At 54.8% G+C, this 20,141-nt stretch carries 23 protein-coding genes and 1 riboswitch; of the genes, 6 read left to right on the forward strand and 17 right to left on the reverse strand.

Annotated elements, in window-relative coordinates; all coding sequences use genetic code 11:
* Positions 1-19: 19 nt before the first annotated feature.
* Positions 20-181 carry a YnfU family zinc-binding protein gene (locus OCH02_RS20320; RefSeq protein WP_315899233.1) on the reverse strand — a complete coding sequence of 54 codons (162 nt, stop codon included), beginning with the start codon at positions 179-181 and terminating at the stop codon, positions 20-22.
* Positions 182-496: 315 nt separating this feature from the next.
* A complete protein-coding gene (locus OCH02_RS20325) occupies positions 497-1,558 on the reverse strand; it encodes an aldo/keto reductase (protein WP_261432715.1) in 1,062 nt (353 codons plus the stop codon).
* Between the two features lie 97 nt (positions 1,559-1,655).
* Between OCH02_RS20325 and OCH02_RS20330 the strand changes: the two genes are divergently transcribed.
* From OCH02_RS20330 to OCH02_RS20340, 3 genes are all read left to right on the forward strand, one after another.
* Positions 1,656-2,567, forward strand: coding sequence for a LysR family transcriptional regulator (locus tag OCH02_RS20330; RefSeq protein ID WP_261432716.1), 912 nt, complete (start codon positions 1,656-1,658; stop codon positions 2,565-2,567).
* Between the two features lie 130 nt (positions 2,568-2,697).
* Positions 2,698-3,249, forward strand: a complete 552-nt coding sequence (locus OCH02_RS20335) for a flavodoxin family protein (RefSeq protein ID WP_174353241.1) — start codon at positions 2,698-2,700, stop codon at positions 3,247-3,249.
* 615 nt (positions 3,250-3,864) lie between these two features.
* The gene (locus OCH02_RS20340; protein WP_261432717.1) at positions 3,865-5,313 is read left to right on the forward strand and encodes a GGDEF domain-containing protein; all 1,449 of its coding nucleotides are present in this window, start codon (positions 3,865-3,867) and stop codon (positions 5,311-5,313) included.
* A gap of 5 nt (positions 5,314-5,318) precedes the next feature.
* On the opposite strand, the gene OCH02_RS20345 is transcribed toward OCH02_RS20340, so the two are convergent.
* Positions 5,319-5,480, reverse strand: a complete 162-nt coding sequence (locus tag OCH02_RS20345) for a YnfU family zinc-binding protein (protein ID WP_261432718.1) — start codon at positions 5,478-5,480, stop codon at positions 5,319-5,321.
* A gap of 88 nt (positions 5,481-5,568) precedes the next feature.
* Positions 5,569-6,048 carry a cold-shock protein gene (locus OCH02_RS20350; protein ID WP_017891897.1) on the reverse strand — a complete coding sequence of 160 codons (480 nt, stop codon included), beginning with the start codon at positions 6,046-6,048 and terminating at the stop codon, positions 5,569-5,571.
* Between the two features lie 166 nt (positions 6,049-6,214).
* Between OCH02_RS20350 and OCH02_RS20355 the strand changes: the two genes are divergently transcribed.
* Positions 6,215-6,724, forward strand: coding sequence for a VOC family protein (locus tag OCH02_RS20355; RefSeq protein ID WP_261432720.1), 510 nt, complete (start codon positions 6,215-6,217; stop codon positions 6,722-6,724).
* 30 nt (positions 6,725-6,754) lie between these two features.
* On the opposite strand, the gene OCH02_RS20360 is transcribed toward OCH02_RS20355, so the two are convergent.
* From OCH02_RS20360 to OCH02_RS20380, 5 genes are all read right to left on the reverse strand, one after another.
* Positions 6,755-7,582, reverse strand: coding sequence for an amino acid ABC transporter ATP-binding protein (locus OCH02_RS20360; RefSeq protein WP_012005623.1), 828 nt, complete (start codon positions 7,580-7,582; stop codon positions 6,755-6,757).
* A gap of 9 nt (positions 7,583-7,591) precedes the next feature.
* Positions 7,592-8,479: an amino acid ABC transporter permease gene (locus OCH02_RS20365; RefSeq protein ID WP_261432721.1), complete on the reverse strand. Its 888-nt coding sequence runs from the start codon at positions 8,477-8,479 to the stop codon at positions 7,592-7,594.
* Positions 8,480-8,527: 48 nt separating this feature from the next.
* Positions 8,528-9,055: a GNAT family N-acetyltransferase gene (locus tag OCH02_RS20370; protein WP_261432722.1), complete on the reverse strand. Its 528-nt coding sequence runs from the start codon at positions 9,053-9,055 to the stop codon at positions 8,528-8,530.
* Positions 9,056-9,147: 92 nt separating this feature from the next.
* Entirely contained in the window at positions 9,148-10,473 is a 1,326-nt protein-coding gene (locus tag OCH02_RS20375; RefSeq protein ID WP_261432723.1) for an LLM class flavin-dependent oxidoreductase, read from the reverse strand.
* 183 nt (positions 10,474-10,656) lie between these two features.
* The gene (locus tag OCH02_RS20380; protein WP_261432724.1) at positions 10,657-11,820 is read right to left on the reverse strand and encodes a M20 peptidase aminoacylase family protein; all 1,164 of its coding nucleotides are present in this window, start codon (positions 11,818-11,820) and stop codon (positions 10,657-10,659) included.
* A 346-nt stretch (positions 11,821-12,166) separates the two neighbouring features.
* On the opposite strand from OCH02_RS20380, the gene cspE reads away from it, so the two are divergent.
* Positions 12,167-12,376, forward strand: coding sequence for a transcription antiterminator/RNA stability regulator CspE (cspE, locus tag OCH02_RS20385; protein WP_002210315.1), 210 nt, complete (start codon positions 12,167-12,169; stop codon positions 12,374-12,376).
* Between the two features lie 66 nt (positions 12,377-12,442).
* On the opposite strand, the gene OCH02_RS20390 is transcribed toward cspE, so the two are convergent.
* The 4 genes from OCH02_RS20390 to OCH02_RS20405 form a co-directional block, all read right to left on the reverse strand.
* Complete coding sequence (locus tag OCH02_RS20390; RefSeq protein WP_261432725.1) at positions 12,443-13,633, reverse strand: multidrug effflux MFS transporter; 1,191 nt, start codon at positions 13,631-13,633, stop codon at positions 12,443-12,445.
* 5 nt (positions 13,634-13,638) lie between these two features.
* The gene (locus OCH02_RS20395; protein ID WP_261432726.1) at positions 13,639-14,235 is read right to left on the reverse strand and encodes a TetR/AcrR family transcriptional regulator; all 597 of its coding nucleotides are present in this window, start codon (positions 14,233-14,235) and stop codon (positions 13,639-13,641) included.
* Between the two features lie 301 nt (positions 14,236-14,536).
* Entirely contained in the window at positions 14,537-14,920 is a 384-nt protein-coding gene (gene crcB / locus OCH02_RS20400; protein WP_153857721.1) for a fluoride efflux transporter CrcB, read from the reverse strand.
* 75 nt (positions 14,921-14,995) lie between these two features.
* Positions 14,996-15,058: riboswitch (Fluoride riboswitch) on the reverse strand.
* 95 nt (positions 15,059-15,153) lie between these two features.
* Positions 15,154-16,215 carry a diguanylate cyclase gene (locus OCH02_RS20405; protein ID WP_261432727.1) on the reverse strand — a complete coding sequence of 354 codons (1,062 nt, stop codon included), beginning with the start codon at positions 16,213-16,215 and terminating at the stop codon, positions 15,154-15,156.
* 219 nt (positions 16,216-16,434) lie between these two features.
* On the opposite strand from OCH02_RS20405, the gene tatA reads away from it, so the two are divergent.
* Positions 16,435-16,644 carry a Sec-independent protein translocase subunit TatA gene (gene tatA, locus OCH02_RS20410; RefSeq protein ID WP_006324068.1) on the forward strand — a complete coding sequence of 70 codons (210 nt, stop codon included), beginning with the start codon at positions 16,435-16,437 and terminating at the stop codon, positions 16,642-16,644.
* Positions 16,645-16,739: 95 nt separating this feature from the next.
* Here tatA and lipA read toward each other — a convergent pair whose 3' ends face one another.
* The 4 genes from lipA to dacA form a co-directional block, all read right to left on the reverse strand.
* Entirely contained in the window at positions 16,740-17,705 is a 966-nt protein-coding gene (gene lipA / locus OCH02_RS20415) for a lipoyl synthase (protein WP_012005634.1), read from the reverse strand.
* The gene (gene lipB, locus OCH02_RS20420; RefSeq protein ID WP_085115566.1) at positions 17,698-18,366 is read right to left on the reverse strand and encodes a lipoyl(octanoyl) transferase LipB; all 669 of its coding nucleotides are present in this window, start codon (positions 18,364-18,366) and stop codon (positions 17,698-17,700) included. The genes lipA and lipB overlap by 8 nt, the downstream gene beginning before the upstream one ends.
* 134 nt (positions 18,367-18,500) lie before the next feature.
* Positions 18,501-18,764, reverse strand: coding sequence for a DUF493 family protein YbeD (gene ybeD / locus OCH02_RS20425; RefSeq protein WP_009636895.1), 264 nt, complete (start codon positions 18,762-18,764; stop codon positions 18,501-18,503).
* Positions 18,765-18,875: 111 nt separating this feature from the next.
* On the reverse strand, positions 18,876-20,087 hold the full coding sequence (dacA, locus tag OCH02_RS20430) for a D-alanyl-D-alanine carboxypeptidase DacA (RefSeq protein ID WP_017891907.1): 1,212 nt from the start codon (positions 20,085-20,087) through the stop codon (positions 18,876-18,878).
* Positions 20,088-20,141 lie beyond the last annotated feature (54 nt).

A 20,141-nucleotide genomic window follows, 5' to 3' on the forward strand; every position in this document is an offset into this window, starting at 1 on the left:
CGGTGAGGCGTTGCAGGCACTACTTTTCGTCAGGAAGGAAATAGTGGCCGCATTTGGGGCAAATCAGGGTGATGTTTTTACGCACTTTGCGGCTATTTTGTTCAAACACGTGAGCGCATTCTGGACACGTCACTTTAACCGTTGTGTTGCTGAACATCTTAAGGGCATCAAAGATAGACATATCTTTCACCGGGTAGATGTAGGGGTTTTTCAGTATACCACCCGGGGCTTTTAATAGCCCTTGATCGATTATTTATTAATCATTTGTGTGAGGTTGCTAAAGCGCTGCGCGAGTTCCTGAACGGTAGCGCCAGGGGCAACAATGTCACATTTCCATCCGGCGTTACATCTGCCGGAGCAAACTTACTCAGGGATGACAGTTCTATACATTGGGATTGGTAATGTAGTCCTACCCGATGATGTTGTGTGTTATCCATTCCCTGTAGTGTATTACCCCATCCCTGTTAAGTTTATCCCGCCTGGTGCGGGATTTTTTTTATCTGCGCTCAATCGTCAAACCGCCAAACATAATGTCGCGCGTAACCTGTAGCGCCAGAAAATCATGGGGGAAACCCAGTTCAATGGCGCTTGCCGTGTCCAGACGCCGCCACTGCTCTGCTGTCAGCCTGACCTCCAGCGCTCCCAGGTTATCTTCCAGTTGTGCCAGCGTGCGTACACCTATGATTGGGGCCGTCACTGCCGGGTTGCGCAGCGTCCAGGCCAGGGCCACTTGAGAAGGGCTAAAACCCGCCTCCCTGGCCAGGGTTAATACCGTTTCGGCAAGGGTAATGTTGCGCTCGGTCAGCATACCTTTGTTGCGAACCATGGCACGTCGGGTTCCGTTCTCTTCCCCCTGCGCTTGTAAATCCTGGCGACTGTATTTTCCGCTCAATATGCCACCGGACAGCGGTGACCATGGAATGACGCCAAGGCCCAGCTCTTGCGCCATCGGTATCAGTTCTCGCTCCACGGTACGTTCCAACAGGCTGTATTCAATCTGCAGGCCAATCAACGGCGACCAACCGCGTAAATCTGCCAGTGTCTGCATTCTGGCGGCCTGCCAGGCGGGCAGATCCGAAACGGCCAGATATAACACTTTGCCGGCCCGTACCAGATCGTCCATGGCGCGCATGATCTCCTCCGCCGGAGTGGTGGCGTCCCAGGCGTGCAGATACAGCAGGTCGATATAATCGGTGTTCAGGCGTCGCAGGCTTTCTTCCACCGAGCGCACCATGCTTTTACGGTGGTTACCGCCAGAGTTTGGATTATCGGGCTGCATGGGTAGCGTGTACTTGGTGGCGATCACCAGACGGTCGCGGCGTCCGGTGGCGAATTCTCCAATAAATCGTTCGGAACTGCCTTCGGTATAGCGGTTGGCGGTATCAATAAAATTGCCGCCACGCTCTACATAAACGTCAAACAGCCGACGAGCTTCCGCTTGTTCTGCGCCCCAGCCCCAATCGGTGCCGAAGGTCATGGTGCCGAGCGCCAGCGGCGAAACGCGCAGGCCAGAGCGGCCAAGCAGGCGGTAATGGTTCAGGGCCAGTGATGTCAGCATGGGGTATTTCCTCTGTGGTTTTGTTCAAGCATAGGCCCCTCCGGGAGTGTAATGAATACGCTATAATCTTCATGAATTATTAAGTGCAGGGGGCATAATGAGAGGAAGTGACTTCGCGGAATTACGCGCTTTTGCCGTCATTGTTGAACATGGCAGCTTTACCCGTGCCGCAGCGCAATTGGGCATGTCCGCCTCAGCGCTTAGCCAGACGCAGCGCAATCTGGAAACCCGGTTGGGCGTGCGTCTGCTGAATCGCACCACTCGAAGTGTCGCGCTAACCCAAGCGGGGGAGTTGCTGTTGGCGCGTTTGTCACCGGCAATTGCCGAGATTGAGGCCGCCGTGACGCAGACCGCCGCGCTGCGTTTACAGCCTGCGGGTACCCTACGGCTTAACGCCTCCGGCCTGGCGGCGATCCATTACTTGGCTCCGCTGTTGGCCCCGTTCAATGCGCATTATCCCGATATTGTTGTGGATCTGAGCGTGGAGGATCGGCTGGTGGATATGGTGGCCGCGGGTTTTGACGCGGGTGTGCGGCTGCATGAGCGGCTGGAGAAGGATATGGTGGCCGTCGCGCTGGGGGGCGAGCAACGAATGTGCGTGGTAGCCTCGCCAGCTTATTTGGCGCGTTATGGCACGCCGCAAACCCCCGATGCGCTCCGTCAGCACCGCTGCCTGAATACTCGCTGGCCAACCAATGGCAGTATTTATCGTTGGGAATTCGAGCGCGGTGGCGAAAAGCTGGAAATCGCGGTGGAGGGGCCGCTGATCGTCGATGAGCCGCAGGTGCTGGTGCGTGCCGCTGTGGATGGATTGGGGATTGCCTATCTGTTTGAGAGTCAGGTGGCAGAGGCACTGAACGACGGTCGATTACTGCCGTTGCTGGCGGCCTGGACGCCACCGTTTCCCGGTTTCTATCTTTACTACCCCGCCAACCGGCAAATGCCGCGGCCGCTGCGTGCGTTTATTGATTTCGCCCGGCAGCAGGGCCCACAGGCAATTGGCGCATGAGTACCGGCCGGTTTTTTTGAATAACTCTGTCAGATAAATTTGGTATTCACCCCAGGGTCAGTTGATTAGATTGGATAAGAATATCCTCGAGTGCCGTCGGCACTCTACTGCAACGATCTGGGAGTTCCTAATGGCGAAGACAGTGGTTATTTTTCATTCCGGCTACGGCCACACCGAGCGTTTGGCAAAGGTTGTTGCCGAGGGCGCGCAAGCGGAACTGATCGCTATCGATCAGGAAGGCAATATCAGCGATGAAGCCTGGCAGAAACTCGATGAGGCGGATGCCATTATCTTTGGTTCGCCGACCTATATGGGTGGCCCGTCCTGGCAATTCAAAAAGTTTGCCGATGCCAGTTCAAAGGCCTGGTTTGGCCGTAAGTGGCAGGATAAGGTTTTCGGTGGATTCACCAACAGCGCCAGCCTGAATGGTGATAAGCAGGTTACGCTGATCGCTCTGCAAACTCTGGCCTCGCAGCATGGCGGCCTGTGGGTCAGCCTGGGGCTGATGCCCGCGAATACCAAGTCGGCGCAGCGTACCGATATCAACAACCTGGGCGGTTCGGTAGGGCTGCTGGTGCAAACGCCTGCCGACGCCGGTGTGGATGAAATGTTGTCTGGCGATTTGGAAACGGCCAGCCTTTACGGGCAACGCGTGGCGGGTTTTGCCGCCAAACTGGCTTAACAGCCATCCATTTTGCTCATTTTTTCTACACAATTGCAGCGTAAAGTGGTGAATGTTATTAGCCTGCTTGGGCTAACACTGCATTTCGTACAAACATTCCCGGTTCCTAGACCGGGTTTTTTGTTACTAAGGTGGGCTTAAGCTTCCGGCGATACAATGAGCAGCAACACAGGCATGCAATGGCTGTGTCGTAACTGTCAATTAGCTGCTCTTCAAGCGAGCCCGCACTGTGCGGGCTTTTTTTATATTCCCGGTTTTAATTGTTGTCAGGAGTCGCTTGCTGAAAAATAATAGCCAGCGGAATGGTTTGGCAGTAAGTAAAATACCATTTTATTTTTAAGGTCATTGTATTGTGCTGATTGGCGATGCTTTACGCTATGCTGGTAGATATCCTTGAACATTATTTTCGGCAGGATGAAATTTCGTTTCATCATGAACCATCTCTTTGACTGCTTGAGTTAAGAACATTCCGTTAAATAAAAGTGAATGTATCTTTGTGATTGATCTGCCTGTATTTTTTTAAGTCTGCCTCTGGTTTTCATGTCATTTGCATTATGCCGGGCGAGGGAACATGCATAGAATTGCTCTGGTTATTATAAATATATGGGTAAGGTGATGAACGCCAGAATAAGCGACAAACATGGTTTGCCTGCGGCTATCCAGCTGATTACGCTTTTTCTGCTGGCCTTTTTGCTTTCCCTGCTGGGTATTTTTACCCGTCCAATAGGATCGCTTTCGCTGTTTTGGCCGGTGAATGCGATTTTGCTCGGCCTGTTATTACGTAAACCCGCCTATGCCAGGCCATCCGGTTGGCTGGCCATCTATATTGGGATGGTCGCCGCCGATTTAGCCAACGGCGAGAGCCTGTCGCTGGCGATGTGGTTGAACGCCTGCAATATGTCGTTGATTGCCACCGGTTACGGCGTGATGTCGCTGCTGCCAAAGTCGCAGCGCCGGATGGGCAAGCCCCAGACCATCCTTTATATGTTTACCGCCAGCCTGAGTAGCGCGGCGGTGGCGTCGACCTTATCGATACTGCGTAATGACAGCCTGTACAACAACACGGCCGTTATCGCCTGGTTAGCCTGGTTCAGCGAGCAGTTCTCGACCAACCTGCTGCTGTTGCCCGTACTGCTGGCGGCACCGCGTCTTAAACAACTGTTGCGTATGCAGTTCAACTGGCAATTGCGTGCCAGTATGCCGCTGCTGGCACTGCTGTTTTCACTGGTGTTTAGTGTGTATATCGGCGGTCCGGGGGCTATTGCCTTTCCCATTCCGGCGCTGCTGTGGTGCGCGGTGCGCTACCAATTGTTCACGGTCACCTTGTTGACGCTGCTGACCGGTATGACCGAGATCAGCAGTATCTCCGCCAACCTGATGCTGTATGAAACGCCCAACAACCACGTTGCCTTCCTCGACACGCTGATGTCAGCCCGTTTGGGGATTGCCATGCTGGTGATGGGGCCACTGATCCTTGCCAGTTCAATTGCCGTTAACCGTAAGCTGCTGCGGCGACTGGAGCACAGCGCCAATCACGATTTTCTGACCGGTGTACTGGCGCGCAATGCAATGACGCGCAAGGCCGGTGAACTGCTGGAGCATAAACATAAATCGAAGGAGGCGGTGTCGCTGCTGCTGATCGATATCGACCATTTTAAACAGATTAATGATACCCATGGGCATCTGGTGGGCGATCAGGTACTGGCTTCATTCGCCCATATTGTCCGGCGCGAGTTGCGTCACGATCAGCTGTTTGGCCGTTTGGGTGGGGAAGAGTTCGCCATTATGCTGCCGCGGGCGCTGGCGGCGCAGGGGGTGGCACTGGCAGAGCATTTGCGGCAATTGGTACAAAAAGCCGATTTGCTCCCCTCTGGCAAGGTGCCGTTGAACATCACCATCAGCGTTGGCGTCGCCAGTCTGGGGATGAACGAAGTTAAATCGCTGGAACAGTTAATGAATATGGCGGATATCGCGCTTTATCGCGCCAAGTCGCAGGGGCGTAACCGGGTGGAATCGTTTAACGCGGTAAGTGGCAACAGCGTTGGTCACATCATGTTTAAATAAGGGCTTCAGTTCTGCTTGGGTTCAAACTCGGTACCGCAGTTTGGGCAGATAAGCATGACATTTTGCCGCAGCATCGCGCATTTTTGAGTGGTGACGTAGGCGCATTTGGGGCAGGCGATTTTGGTGGAGCGGTTGATAAAGCCTTTAACACTGCTGGTATCAGACATAGTAAAATGGCCTGTGTCAGGTGAAAACCCACGCTAACACAGGTGGTATCAAATTGCTTAGAATGTTTTTTATACGCCTGAAAAGGGATTACAGGCTTTTCAGTACTTTCAGGGTTTCATCCATGTCGATCTCATGTTCAGAGAAGGTATGGGTGTCGTTCTGGAAGGTGGTGATGGTCAGCATGCGCAGCGTTTGCATGGTCTGCGGCGCTTCTTCGGACTGCGGGCGAATGCGGTTCATCAACAGGCCGACCGACAGCACGGTATTTTCTTTATCCACGTCCGCTTTCACCGGCACTTCTTTGGTGAAGGTGTTGAAGGATTTGATGCTGGTGATCTTGATTCTTTCGTTGGCGATGATGATGTACTTACTCGACGCCAGCACCTTGACCGCAAACGCCGATGGGCCTTTGGTGTTGTTGGTCGGTTCGAAAGTCACCGCCGCGTTTTTCTTAATCAGCTCCGGATTCTGCACTTTAATCACGTGAAAATAACGATTTTCCCCGTTCTCATCGGTAATAAAGCCGAAGCCTTTGTCTTCAAAAAAAGTCGTTATCTTGCCGTTCATCATCATTCTCATAAAGTCGCTCAATACAGTGCATATGATAGCGCGGAATGCCCTGCAGTGACAGATTGCGTGCCCGGCATTTGATAATGCGATTACGGCATTTAGCGGGGTTGTCGGCACATGCTATTTTCTTTCTGACTTTATTCATTTCTGAAAGGGACAATCGATGGGCATTAAACGGCTAAACCATGCGGTGCTGTATGTCAGCGATGTACAGCAAAGCGCAGATTTTTATCATCAGGTGCTGGGGTTTAAGCTCAAACCCTCAGGCAGCCCCGAGAAAGCGGTGTTTACCCAGGCGGCCGATTCGGATAACGATCACGATCTGGCGCTGTTCAGCAAGAACCTGGGGCAGCAGCGGGCCGGAGTATTTCGCGCCAACGGTGAGCCACCGGCGGAAAACGAGCCGCCGGCCGGGTTGTACCATTTAGCCTGGGAAGTCGACAGTCTGGACGAACTCGAGCGCATTCGCGACCAGTTGGCGCAACGCGGCATTCTTGGGCTGGAAGAAGATCATGGCGTGCACAAAAGCATCTATGGGCACGATCCGGATGGGTTATTGTTTGAAGTGACCTGGTTTATTCCTCCGGCGCTACTGACTGCGCAGGATCGTAATCAGCGTGGCATCAAACCGCTGGATTTTACCGCTGAAAAGCGCCGTTTCGCGTCTCTCTAATAGAGCGGGGCGCCGCTGACGCCCCGTTGATCACAGCACTTTATTGAGGAAGTTGATGGTGCGAGGGTGTTGCGGATGGTTCAGCACCCGACGAGCGTCGCCCTGTTCGACGATTTGCCCATCGACCATAAAAACAATCTGATCCGCCGCCTCGCGCGCAAAGCCAATTTCATGGGTGACCACCACCAGCGTTACGCCAAGATCTGCCAGCCCCTTGATGACGTCCAATACTTCACCGACCAGCTCTGGATCGAGCGCCGAGGTCGGTTCATCAAACAAAATCACCTTCGGGTTCAGCGCCAAAGCACGGGCAATGGCGATGCGCTGCTGTTGCCCGCCGGACAGATGGCGTGGGTAGGCGTCTGCCTTGTGGCGCAGGCCGACGGTATCCAGCAGTTGATAAGCGACCTCTTTGGCCTCGGCCCGCGAGTAAATTTTATGCACTATCGGGGCTTCAATGATGTTCTCCAGTACCGTCAGGTGAGGGAACAGGTTGAAGTTCTGGAACACATAACCGACGTTGATACGCTGCTTGAGAATGGCGTTCTCTTTTAGCTCATACAGCTTGTCACCTTTGCGCCGGTAGCCAACATAGTCACCGTCGATCCGGATAAAGCCTTCATCGACACGCTCCAGGTGGTTGATGGCCCGCAGCAGGGTGGACTTGCCGGAACCGGAAGGGCCGAGGATCACCGTGACGGTGCCCGGTTGCAATGTCAGGCTGACGTCGTCCAGCGCCTTGTGTTTACCGAAAAATTTGCTGACGTTGCTGATTTCAATCAGGCCGCGTGCCGGTACTGGCACGATGCTGTGTACCGCCGCTTCGCGCAGGGCATAATAATCAATGGCTTCGGACATGGGATCCTCCTAAGGTTTTAACCAGCCGGCCAGTTTCTGCCATGGCGTTGGCGGCAGTTCGCGCACTGCGCCACGGGCGAAATAGCGTTCGATGTAATACTGAATGACCGACAGCGCGGTGGTGATGAACAGGTACCAGACGGTGGCGACCATCAGCAGCGGTATCACCTGCTGGGTGCGGTTGTAGATCACCTGAATGGTATAAAACAGCTCCGGCAGCGCCAGCACGTAGACAATCGAAGTGCCCTTCGCCAGGCTGATAATTTCATTGAAGCCGGTCGGAATGATTGAGCGCAGCGCCTGGGGCAAAATAATGCGGAAAGTGCGGCGATAGCCTGGCAGACCCAGTGCAGCTGCCGCTTCATGCTGGCCGTATTCGACCCCGATAATGCCGCCGCGGATGATTTCTGCGGTATAGGCCGACTGCACCAGCGTCAGCCCCAGCACCGCCACCGAGAACTGGCTGAGGATATCGATGGTCGGATAGCTGGCGAACACCAGCGAGGTAAAGGGGATACCCAGTGAGATTGAGTCGTACAGATAAGAGAAGTTATACAGAACGATCAGCACCAGGATCAGCGGCAGCGAGCGGAACAGCCAGATATAACCCCATGCCAATGAGGCCAACAGGTAGGAGCGCGATAACCGCGCCAGGGCCAGCAGCGTACCGAAGATGATACTGAACAGCGTGCCGAGCAGCGTCAGCAGCAGGGTTTGCCCCAGCCCCGATAATACCGCCGGGGCAAAGAACCATTCGGCGAATACCCCCCATTCCCAGCGCTCGTTGGTCGCCACAGACTGGAGGATCGCAGCCAGAATAAACACCGAGAACAACGCACCTGCCAGCCGCAGCGGGTAACGTGCGGGAACCACTTTTAAGACTTCTTGTTTGGACATCACAACTCTCCTGAAACAGATAAAAGGGCGAAGAACGGGGAACGTCCCCTAGGCAATCTTCCTTTCCGGCGCGCAACAGAGTGCGTCCGCTGTTATCAGGCTTTTGCGAAATGGCAGCCGGCCATCGTAAGGGGGGCGGCTGTAGACTTCAGTATCGACGCTGGTATCGAACTGCGGCTGGTAGCCATTGCTCAAATACAAGCCCACCGCCTCTGGCTGGCGAAAACCGGTGGTCAGGTAGAGTTGGCGATAACCCTGTTGCTGCGCAAGCGTTTCCAGTTGCTGCAATACCCGCTGTGCCAGACCCTGGCGGCGCAGATCGGTTCGTGTCCAGATGCGCTTCAGCTCGGCAGTTTGCGGATCGTAGCGTTTGAAGGCCCCCATGGCGATCGGCTCCCCAGCGCGCAACAGCACGATAAAGGCGCCTTGCGGTGGGGCGTACACATCCAGCGCTTCCTGTTCCTGGTCACCAAAATAGTCGCCGTAGCGTTGGCGATATTCACCGAAAAGCCCTGCGATCACCGGCTGGACCAGCGGATCGTTCGGCAGCGTTTGGATAAAAACGTCGTTTGCCATCTGTATGCTCCTAATCGCCCAGATCGTTACGTTGGGTGGGCAGGACGCTAAAGGTTGTTCGCATAGCGGATATCCCTGAGAAATTATTATTGTTATTGGGTGAATTGATTGGCTGGCAACTTGAGGCCCAGATGGTCACGCAGCGTGTCACCGCTGTAATCGCTGCGGAACAGGCCGCGCTGCTGCAGGATCGGCACCACGCGATCGACAAAGTGGCCGAATGAATTTGGCGTGCCGCCGCTGATGATGAAACCGTCCGCGGCCTGGGTGTCGAACCAGTTTTGCAGGCCGTCCGCTACCGCTTCCGGCGTGCCGCCAAATACCGGGCGAGGTGAGGCGGCTTCCAGCGCGACTTCCCGTAGCGTCAGATTGCGTTCGCGGGCATTGCGCTTGATGGCGTCGGTGGTGCTGCGGAAGCTGTTTTGCCCCAGTTCACCGACGTCCGGGAAGGGTTCATCGAGCGGATGACGGGCGAAATCATAGTGCTCGAAATAGCGGCCAAGGTAGTTGAGTGCGTTTTCGATACTGACCAGGCGGGCGGTTTCCCAATACTGGCGCTCCACGTCTTCATTGTCGTCACCGACAATCACGCTGACGCCCTGAAAGATCCGCAGGTCATCCGGTTCGCGGCCTTGTTCCACCAACTGTTTTTTAACGTCCTGATAAAATGCCTGTGCCTGTTGCTGGCTTTCATGGTGGGTGAAAATGGCGTCGGCGTGTTTGGCTGCCAGTTGCTTGCCGTCCTCCGAGGCGCCGGCCTGGAACAGAATGGGCCGCCCCTGCGGCGTGCGGCCGATATTCAGCGGCCCCTGAACCGAGAAGAACTCGCCCTGGTGATTTAGGGTATGCAGTTTACCGGCGCTGAAGAATTCACCGCTGTTCTTGTTTCGCACAAAAGCGTCGCTTTCCCACGAGTCCCATAACCCTTTGGTGACGTCGAGGTATTCGCTGGCAATGCGGTAGCGCAGGCTGTGTTCAGGATGCTCGGCGCGCGAGAAGTTCTTTGCCGACCCTTCCAGCGGTGAGGTCACCACGTTCCAGCCGGCCCGGCCTTTGCTGAGGTGATCCAGGCTGGCGAACTGGCGCGCAACGGTAAAGGGATCGCTGTACGAGGTGGATAAGGTGCCCACCAGCCCGATTTTATCGGTGGCGGCGGACAGTGCGGCGAGCAGGGTTAAGGGTTCAAAACGATTGAGAAAATGGGGAATGGATTTCTCATTGATATATAAGCCGTCGGCCACAAATACGAAATCCAATTTACCCTGTTCGGCTTTTTTTGCCGTGGCAATATTAAAATCGAGATTAATACTGGCATCGGCAGTAGCGTCCGGATGTCGCCAGGCGGACATATTTCCCGATGCGCCATGCAAAATGGCGCCAAGGCGCAATTGTCGTGGTTCTTTTGCACTGTTGCTCATTGCTTTCACCCTGTTAAGTGCCGGTGTGGCGCTATCTTTAGAGCCCCACTATTGACGAGCACCATCAGGATGTAAAACAACAAAACAGCATATTCTAATGTTGAAATTGGCAAATATAACCGAGGGGAAATAATAACTCGCAGCGCAGAATACACTGCGCCGCGAATAATAACCGGCCGAGCGCTATGCCTTGCTGGTGGCTTTTTCCGGCGTGGTAGCTAATTGCTGCAGCGTGCGCTCAGCTAACAGTTCAAAATATTGTGAGGCCGGGAAAATCGCCTGTTCATCCGGGTTGAAACGCGGGTGGTGCAGGCCAAACTCACTCGCCGAGCCGATACTGACAAAGACGCCCGGTACGTGGTGCAGATAAAGCGCAAAGTCTTCTCCGCCCATCTGTAGCTCAGCCTCTTCTACCCGGTAACCGGCTTCGGCGGCGACGGTTTTACTGAAGGCTGCCCAGCGCGCGTCGTTGACCACCGCCGGTGGACCGGCCTGCCAGCGTAGTTCCGCTTGTGCGCCAAGGGATGCGGCGACGCCGTTAATCACCTGGCGAATTTTATCCGGTACCTGGCGGCGGACCTTATCGCTATGGGTCCGTACAGTCCCTTCCAGCTCTACGGTCTGCGGCAGGACATTCCAGGTGTTACCGCCCGCAATGCGCGTGACGCTCACCACCAACGACTCCAGCGAACTGAAGCTGCGGCTGGGCAGGGTCTGCAGCGCGTTGACAATCTGGCTGGCGGTGACGATGGTGTCCACCCCTTGCTCCGGTTTGGCGGCGTGCGCCCCTTTGCCGGTGATCAGGATCTGGAAGCGATCGACGTTGGCGTAAAACGCCCCGGCGCGGGTGGCAAAGGTACCGGTCGGCAGCTCCGGCGCGTTGTGCAGACCGAATACCGCCGCCACGTTATCCAGGGCTCCGGCATCGATCAGGTGCTGGGCACCGTTGAAGGTTTCCTCCGCCGGTTGGAAGAAAATGCGTACCGTGCCAGGCAGGGTGGCTTCGCGTGCTTTCAACAAATGCGCCGCGCCCAGCATCACCGAGGTGTGAAAATCATGTCCGCAGGCGTGCATCACGCCGCTGTTTTGCGAACTGAACGGCACCCCGGAAATTTCTTCAATCGGCAGGGCGTCAATATCCCCGCGCAGCGCAATGATTGGCCCCTTGCCACTGCCGATTTCAGCCACCACGCCGGTCTTCAGCGCCAGCGGAAGAATACGGATACCGGCCTCTTCCAGCCAGCGGGTCAGGCGGGCGGTAGTGGCAAATTCGTGGTTGGACAGCTCAGGGTTCTGATGCAGTTCACGGCGGTAGGCGACGATTTTTTCGGCCAGTTGGCTGGTCATAGTCTTGGCTCACAGTGGTTAATAAGTCTTAACCCTAGTGCAGGGCGGCCGGAAGCAAAAAGACTATCTGGTTATATTTCATAGCGATTGTGTCTGCATCACGCCGGCAAGGCAGGCTGACCGCGGGTGAAACAGGCGTTCGACCGTTGTTCGACGTAGTTTGAAGAGGAATGGACTACCTGCAGAGACAATGGCAAAGGGGACAAGCGATTTACACCGAAGCACACGGATTTTTTCACTCTTTATCGATTTTATGTGATCCAGGTTGTGGACAAAATCCCGTCTAATTGCTGTACTGTATTGGACACATGTTTAGTGTCTTTCATTCACGTTAAAGGTAAGTTTGATGTCTAAGATTAAAGGTAGCGTTAAGTGGTTTAATGAATCCAAAGGCTTCGGCTTCATTACTCCGGAAGATGGTAGCAAGGACGTTTTCGTTCACTTCTCTGCCATCGCTAGCAATGGTTTCAAAACTCTTGCTGAAGGCCAGCGTGTAGAATTTGAAATCACGAACGGTGCCAAAGGCCCATCTGCTGCTAACGTTATCGCTATCTAATGCTACAGCCGAAATTCTTAAAACCCGCTCACTGAGCGGGTTTTTTATTGCCTTTTTTCCGTCGCTTTATGCCTGAGCTTTGCGTACCAGCAGTTTAAACAGCGTAATGGCGACGGCGTAACAGCCGACAATGGTCAGTGCCATTGATACGCTGGAAGTACCACCCAGCCCCGTCAAGGGCACGCTACAGGCACCGAGTGCGAACATGCTCACGCCAATCAGCGCAGAGGCGCTGCCCGCCTTGTCGCCCTGGCTTTGCATCGCCAATGATGATGCCGTCGGGCCGACAATACCGATCACGGCCACCGAGAAGAATAGCGGCACCATCAACAGTGGCAGCGGCGCATGCAGGCTGGCTGCCAACAGTAACAGCAGCGAAGAAACCGCCGCCAGGGTTAATCCGCCTTTCAATACCTTCCTTTCACCAAAATGTATGCTCAGGCGGCTGGCGATCTGCGCGGAAATAATCAGTCCGACACCGTTGATGGCGAAGCACAGGCTGAACATCTGCGGGCTGAGGCCATAAATCTGCTGCAGCACGAAAGGCGAGGCGCCGATATAGGCGAACATCCCGGCCATCACAAAACCTTGCGTCAGACACAGGCCCATAAACTGACGCTGGGTCAGCAATCCGCCCAGTGACCGCAACATGGCAAAAATACCGCCCTGGCTGCGGCGTTCGGCAGGCAATGACTCATCTAACTTCAGGCTGGCGAGCGTGAACAACAGCACGGCAATGGCCGCCAGTACGCCGAAAATTCCGCGCCAGTCCATAAACTGCAGCAAGGCGCCCCCCAACACCGGCGCAATGATCGGTGCCAGGCCGTTGACCAACATCAGCAGGGCAAAGAAACGCGTCAGTTCGTGTCCGGAATAAAGGTCACGGGCGATGGCGCGAGAAATGACGGCACCGCCGGCACCGGCCAGCCCTTGCAGCAGACGGGCAATCAGCAACTGATCGATATTGGGGGCCAGGGCGCACCACAGCGAGGCGGCAAGCAGCAGCGTCAGCGACAGTAACAGCGGGCGCATACGGCCGAGCTTGTCGCTGTAGGGGCCAAAAATCAGCTGGCCGACGCCCAAACCGAGCAGGCCGGCGGTCAGGCTGAGCTGCGCCGTAGCGGTTGAGGTATTCAGATCGCCGGCCATTTCCGGCAGGGCGGGCAGGTAGAGGTCGATGCACAGCGGCCCCAGTGAGGCTAGCAGGCCAAGCACGAGCGCGTACACCAGACGTTGTCTGGCGAGTTGTCTGGTCATAAGGATTAGGGTTTCCTGAACAGGTGAGAGATAGCTTGTTGGTATAGGCCGTTCAGCAGGCTGACGTCGGCTTTTTGTGTGGTCAGTATGCGGTAACCGGTGCCTTCGCTTAATACGGCGATAAACTCTACTCTGGCGGCGATCTCCTGCTCGCTGAAGTGCGGGTAGATCCGCTGCAGGTTTTGGCAAACATGGTGGAATAACCGCGTTTCGGCATCGCTGAGCATTTTTGCCACTGTCGGGTTACGGGTAGCTTCGGCGGTGACTTCCAGCATCAGCATATGATCGGTTTCGCTTTCACCCGGTTGTTGAAACAGAGTGCGCGCCGCCAGGGTGCCTGCGATCAGGTTGATATGATCGCCAAGATCTTCCAGCCGCCGCATTTTACTGGCGATGATGCGGTTAACGATCTCTTCGATGATCGCATCTTTGTTGTCGAAGTAGCGGTAAATCTGGCCGACGCTAAGCTGGGAACCCTGCGCGATTTCCGCCATGCTGGCGGCGTGAAAACCGTGCTGACGAAAACAGAGTTTTGCTGCGTCGACAATCTGATCGCGGCGGGCCTGTACTTTGGCCTGCCTGCTGTCGCTGGTGGATATCATGTCCCGATCCTTTGCCAAGTGAAATGCGGTTCGCCTTCTGGGTGCGAACGTTCATTCTCAATTGTAATGCAACAATGGCAATAGGCAAGAGCGCAACTGTAAAGGTGGGGTTTGCAGCGGTTGGCTTCAGGCGAACAGATAAACCTTGAGGAAGGCCCCAACAATGAGCAGGCACAGTAGGGTGGCGGTGACTTCAGTGGGCGTTTTTGGCAGGCTAAACATCTGAGTTCTCATCCAGTGGGGTACTGGATGAGATTATGCTTAGGGCAGATTAAGGAAACATTAAGACTCCGAAATTAAATTATTGCCCGTTAATCCAGACCACCAGCATAAATGCCAACAGGGTCATCACCAGCGATCCCGCCAGATTGAGCAGCATATTGGCCAACGCCCAGGCAAAACGGCCATCCTGCAGCAAATACACCACCTCCAAAGAGAAGGTGGAAAAGGTGGTCAACCCACCGCAAAAACCGGTGGTGATCAGCAACTTCCAGGTGGGATCCAGGTGCGTCAGACGGGTGAAGATGGCGATAGCCAAACCGATAATAAAGCCGCCCAGCAGATTGACTGCCAGCGTCCCCAGCGGGATGTGCGCGTTAAGCGGATTCATCTTCATGCTTATGGCCCAGCGCAGAACGCTACCCATACCGCCGCCAATAAAAACTGCCAGTAAAGAACTCAACATGGTCGAAACTGCCTTTCATTAAATGGGGGACAAACTCAGAAAGGTTCAGGCGCAATGCTACGCACCTCTCTGAGAGGTTACGTAGACATCATCAGCCCGTGAAGGCGGTTAAGGAGGAATGTCATCTCCGTGGATCGGCGCCGCTGTTTGCCGCGCAGGTGGGATCTTACACCCGACGTTGCCTATTTTGTAGTATCAAAAGTGGCTGGAAAGTGAAAATTGTCCCTCTGGCCTCAGTGGCCAGGGACGGCCAGTTCCAGGCGGTTGCGGCCTTTGTTCTTCGCCCGGTACAGCGCGTTGTCGGCAGCTTTTAACCAGTCCAGATAGCCTTTCATATCGCCATGATAATCCGCAATGCCTGCACTGATGTTCAGCCGTAACTGTGGCGCTTCGCGGAACACAATCGTGTTCAGCCGCTCCTGAATGCGCAATAGCGCTATGCTGGCCTGTTCGGCGCTGGTGTTGGGCAACACCGCCCCAAACTCGTCGCCGCCGTAGCGCCCGACAATATCCACGGCGCGCAGACCGATAAGCAGTTCCTCTGCCAGTACCGCCAGCGCCTCGTCACCCAGCGCATGGCCAAAGCTGTCGTTAATGGTCTTAAAGCGATCGATATCCATCAGGATCAGGGTCGCGCTGTGCTGATAGCGGCGGCAGCTGTCAAATTGGTGATGCAGCAAATGTTCCCAATGGCGACGGTTGTACAACCCGGTCAGACCGTCACGCATGCTGATGCGCAGCAACTCCTGCTTTTTCTCCGCCAGTCTCTTGGCGGTACGGTACGTCACCAACCCCAATAGCGTGGGGTAGAGGTAGATCATCGGCAGACACAGATAGATCTGCAGCGGTGTGCTTTGTGGTTGGAAAGGGAAGCCCAACAGTGCGCTTATTGCCAGGGCACTGAGCACCTGCACCGCCAATCCTTTAAGGAACAGTGATTTTCCGGCGGAGGCGATGTTATTCATGCCCATCATCGACAGGATAACGACCGACGGTAAGGCATTGAATGCCATCATTGCCACCCACAGCCCGCCGAAAAATGAATCGATCAGCAGGTTGCGGATTTCAGCCTTGAAGGGCATGGCGGAACGGCGCGCCCATTGATAGGCAAGGTGTGGCCAGATAAACCCGTGGAAAATCAGCAGGCCCCATAGCCAGGGGGACGTCTGCTGTGAATAAAGCACCGAGAATACACAGATAAAACCGACCCCCAGACCGACAATGCGTGGCAGGTAGGTGCGTCTGGCGAAGCTGAGGCCGGAACGTCGGGTATCAATGACTGAAGGCGTATACATCCGGCAACTCCATGATGAGCAGGAGGACAGACTATCATGCGGGGTAAAAACTCAGAATAGTCTGAAGCGTACCCAGCCGATTTAAAGTTGCATATTGGCGTGGGATCTTACTCTGTTACATGTTGCTATTGTTTTGAATCTGGGAAAGTAGGTAAATATCCTCAGGCAAGGTTTGTTTTCTCGCTGCGTCCGCAGCGCTATATGAATAAGAAGGTGAGTATGGAAGGGATCAGTATTACCAAACTTCTGGTGATTGCGGTGTTGATCATCTTGCTGTTCGGTACCAGCAAACTGCGTACTTTGGGCGCTGATTTGGGTGCTGCGCTGAAGGGCTTCAAAAAGGCGGTGGGTGACGATACGACTCCGCCACCGGCAAATACGGCAGAAAGTCAGTCCAACCCGCAGAGCGTCGAAAAGAAAGACGTTTAATTCTGCTTTCTGACGGGCAATAAAAAACGGATGCCGCAGGGTCATCCGTTTTTTGCCGTATCTGTCAGTTTAATGGTAACAATCCATTACCAGAATTACTTAACTTCCATCCCTTTCGCCTGCAAATCGGCATGGTAGGAAGAACGGACAAATGGACCGCAAGCGGCATGGGTGAAGCCCATTGCCATTGCTTCTTCTTTCATTTCATCGAACTCGGCCGGACTGACGTAACGCTGTACCGGCAGATGATGGCGGCTTGGCTGCAGGTACTGGCCCAGAGTCAGCATGGTGACGCCATGGCGACGCAGATCGCGCATCACTTCAACGATTTCCGCATTGGTTTCCCCCAGGCCGACCATCAGGCCAGACTTGGTTGGGATGTGCGGATGCGCTTCTTTAAACCGTTCCAGCAGCTTCAATGACCACTCGTAGTTAGCGCCCGGACGAACCTGACGGTAGACGCGCGGTACGTTTTCCAGGTTGTGGTTAAACACATCCGGTGGTGTTTCGGTCAGGATTTCCAGCGCACGATCCATACGACCGCGGAAGTCCGGTACCAGCGTTTCAATCTTGATGGTCGGGTTTTTAGCGCGGATAGCGGCGATACAGTCGGCAAAGTGCTGGGCGCCGCCGTCACGCAAGTCGTCGCGGTCCACCGAGGTGATCACTACGTAACGCAGACCCATATCGGCGATGGTTTGAGCCAGTTTTTCCGGCTCGTTGGCATCTGGTGCCACCGGGCGACCGTGGGCCACGTCGCAGAATGGGCAGCGGCGGGTACAGATGGCACCGAGGATCATAAAGGTAGCGGTGCCGTGGTTGAAGCACTCAGAGAGGTTCGGACAGGAAGCTTCTTCGCACACCGAATGCAGACCGTTTTTACGCATGGCGGCTTTAATGCCCTGAATGCGCGTAGAGTCGGCAGGAAGTTTGATTTTCATCCACTCGGGTTTACGTAACAGCTCCTGCCGTTCAGTGACCACCGTTTTAACCGGGATCAACGCCATTTTGTCTGCATCGCGGTATTTGACGCCGCGTTCCATCTGAATTGGTTTACTCATAATCGTGCAGGTTCCAGTTACGAAGCTCGACCTTCGGGTAGCCGAGTAAATGAACAAATTCCTGTACCAGGACTGGGTGTACGTCTTCAATGCCAACGCCGGGCACCAGCGCGCTGACCTGCGCCATCTGCATACCGGCGTAACCGCAAGGGTTGATACGCTGGAAGGGGCTGAGATCCATAGCTACATTCAGGGCCAGGCCGTGGAATGAACTGCCTTTACGGATCCGCAAACCCAACGAACAGATTTTTTGCTCTCCCACGTAAACACCGGGCGCATCCGGACGGGCGCGCGATTCGATGTGAAAGTGGGCGAGGGTATTAATAACGGTATCTTCGATAGCCGTGACCAGTTGGCGAACGCCAACCTTGTTGCGTTTCAGATCGACCATCACGTACATCACCTGCTGCCCCGGCCCATGATAGGTTACCTGGCCACCGCGGTCGCTCTGGACAACCGGAATGTCACCCGGCATTAACAGATGCTCCGCTTTACCGGCCTGGCCCTGGGTGAACACGGGCTGATGCTGAACCAGCCACAGCTCATCGGGCGTGGTTTCGGTTCGGCGATCGGTGAAGTTGTGCATGGCTTGGGATACAGGCTCGTAGGGCTGCAACCCCAGCTGACGCAAAATGATCTTGTCTGGTTGCAAAAGAGTCATCGTCAGGTTACAGAAGTGGTAATGCCATTATACCGAGCGCTCTGGCCCGCGGCCAGCATTTCGCTGACCAAAAATGCGCAACCCGGGCAGAGGATGCTCTGGCCCGGGCTGAAATGCAGGGGTTTGTGCTGGAATTACAGCACCATGCGGACAATTTCAATGTTGCCCAACTCATCATATAAGGTTTCCACCTGATCGATATGGGTGGCGGTGATGGTGATGGACACGGAGTGGTAATTGCCTTTGCTGCTAGGTTTAACCTGTGGGTTGTAATCCCCGGGAGCATGGCGCTGCACCACTTCAACCACCTGGTCCACCAGCTCGGGTTGTGCCAGGCCCATTACTTTGTAGGTAAATGAGCAAGGGAATTCGAGCAGTTCGTTCAGTTTAGTTTTCATGTGCGCTCCAGAGTGCGGCTATCGGTATAGCGATTCTATAAATTATAACTCCCGCCGGAGCGGGAGTTAATGTTAATCAGTATATGGGGGCGATTTCGCCCATTTCAACTGTTAACCGAACCAGTGGTGGAACATCAGTTTGATGTAATCCACGATACGGCTGAAGAAACCGCCTTCTTTCACTTCGTTCATTACCACCAGTGGGCGCTGATCGATGGTTTTGCCATCGAGCTGGAAGTTGATGCTGCCGACAACCTGGTTTTTCGCCAGTGGCGCATGAATTTCCGGCGTGTTCAGCACGTAGCTGGCTTTGAGATCTTTCATCCGGCCGCGTGGGATGGTCAGGTAAACGTCTTTGTCTACGCCCAGCTCAACGCGATCCGCATCGCCGAACCAGACGGGTTCAGACGCAAACTCTTTGCCCACTTTCAGTGGCGCAACGGTTTCGAAGAAGCGGAAGCCCCAGGTCAGCAGTTTCTTGCTCTCGGTCTCACGGCCTTTATAAGTACGACCGCCCAACACCGCAGAGATCAGACGCATCTGGCCTTCGGTCGCAGAAGCGACCAGGTTGTAACCTGCCGCATCGGTATGACCGGTTTTGATGCCGTCCACGTTCAGGCTGGTATCCCACAGCAGACCGTTACGGTTCATCTGGCGGATATTGTTGAAGGTGAACTCTTTTTCTTTATAAATCGCGTATTCGTCCGGTACGTCGCGGATCAGCGCCTGGCCGATCAACGCCATGTCGCGTGCCGAACTGTACTGACCCTGTGCGTCCAGGCCGTGTACCGTCTGGAAGTGGGTGTTCTGCAGGCCCAGCTTGCTGACGTAGGTGTTCATCAGGTTAACGAATGCGTCCTGGCTGCCGGCTACGTAGTCGGCCATCGCCACGCAGGCGTCGTTACCGGACTGCAGGTTGATGCCGCGGGTCAGCTTGGAGACCGGTACGCGGTCACCCGGCTTGAGGAACATCAGCGAAGAACCCTTGAATACCGGGTTGCCGGTAGCCCAGGCGTCTTGCCCCACGGTAACCATGTCTTCCTGGCCGATTTTACCTGCTTTCAGCGCCTGACCGATGACGTAGCTGGTCATCATTTTGGTCAGACTGGCTGGGTCGCGGCGGGCATCGGCGTTCATTTCCGCCAAAACTTTACCGGAGTTGTAATCAATCAGGACGTAGGACTCCGCATCGATTTGCGGTACCCCTGGGATCATGGTCTTGATATTAACGTCATCGGCATGCGCAACGGAGGTTGCACTCATTGCGATAACTGTGCCGAGCGCTATGCTCTTGATTAAGCGAAAAGAAGTTACTTGTTTCATGATCGAGACTACAACATCCATGAGGGTAAAATTAAAAACGAGCCACACTATAAC

Source organism: Serratia quinivorans (assembly GCF_946227985.1).
GTDB classification, from domain to species: Bacteria; Pseudomonadota; Gammaproteobacteria; order Enterobacterales; family Enterobacteriaceae; genus Serratia; species Serratia quinivorans_A.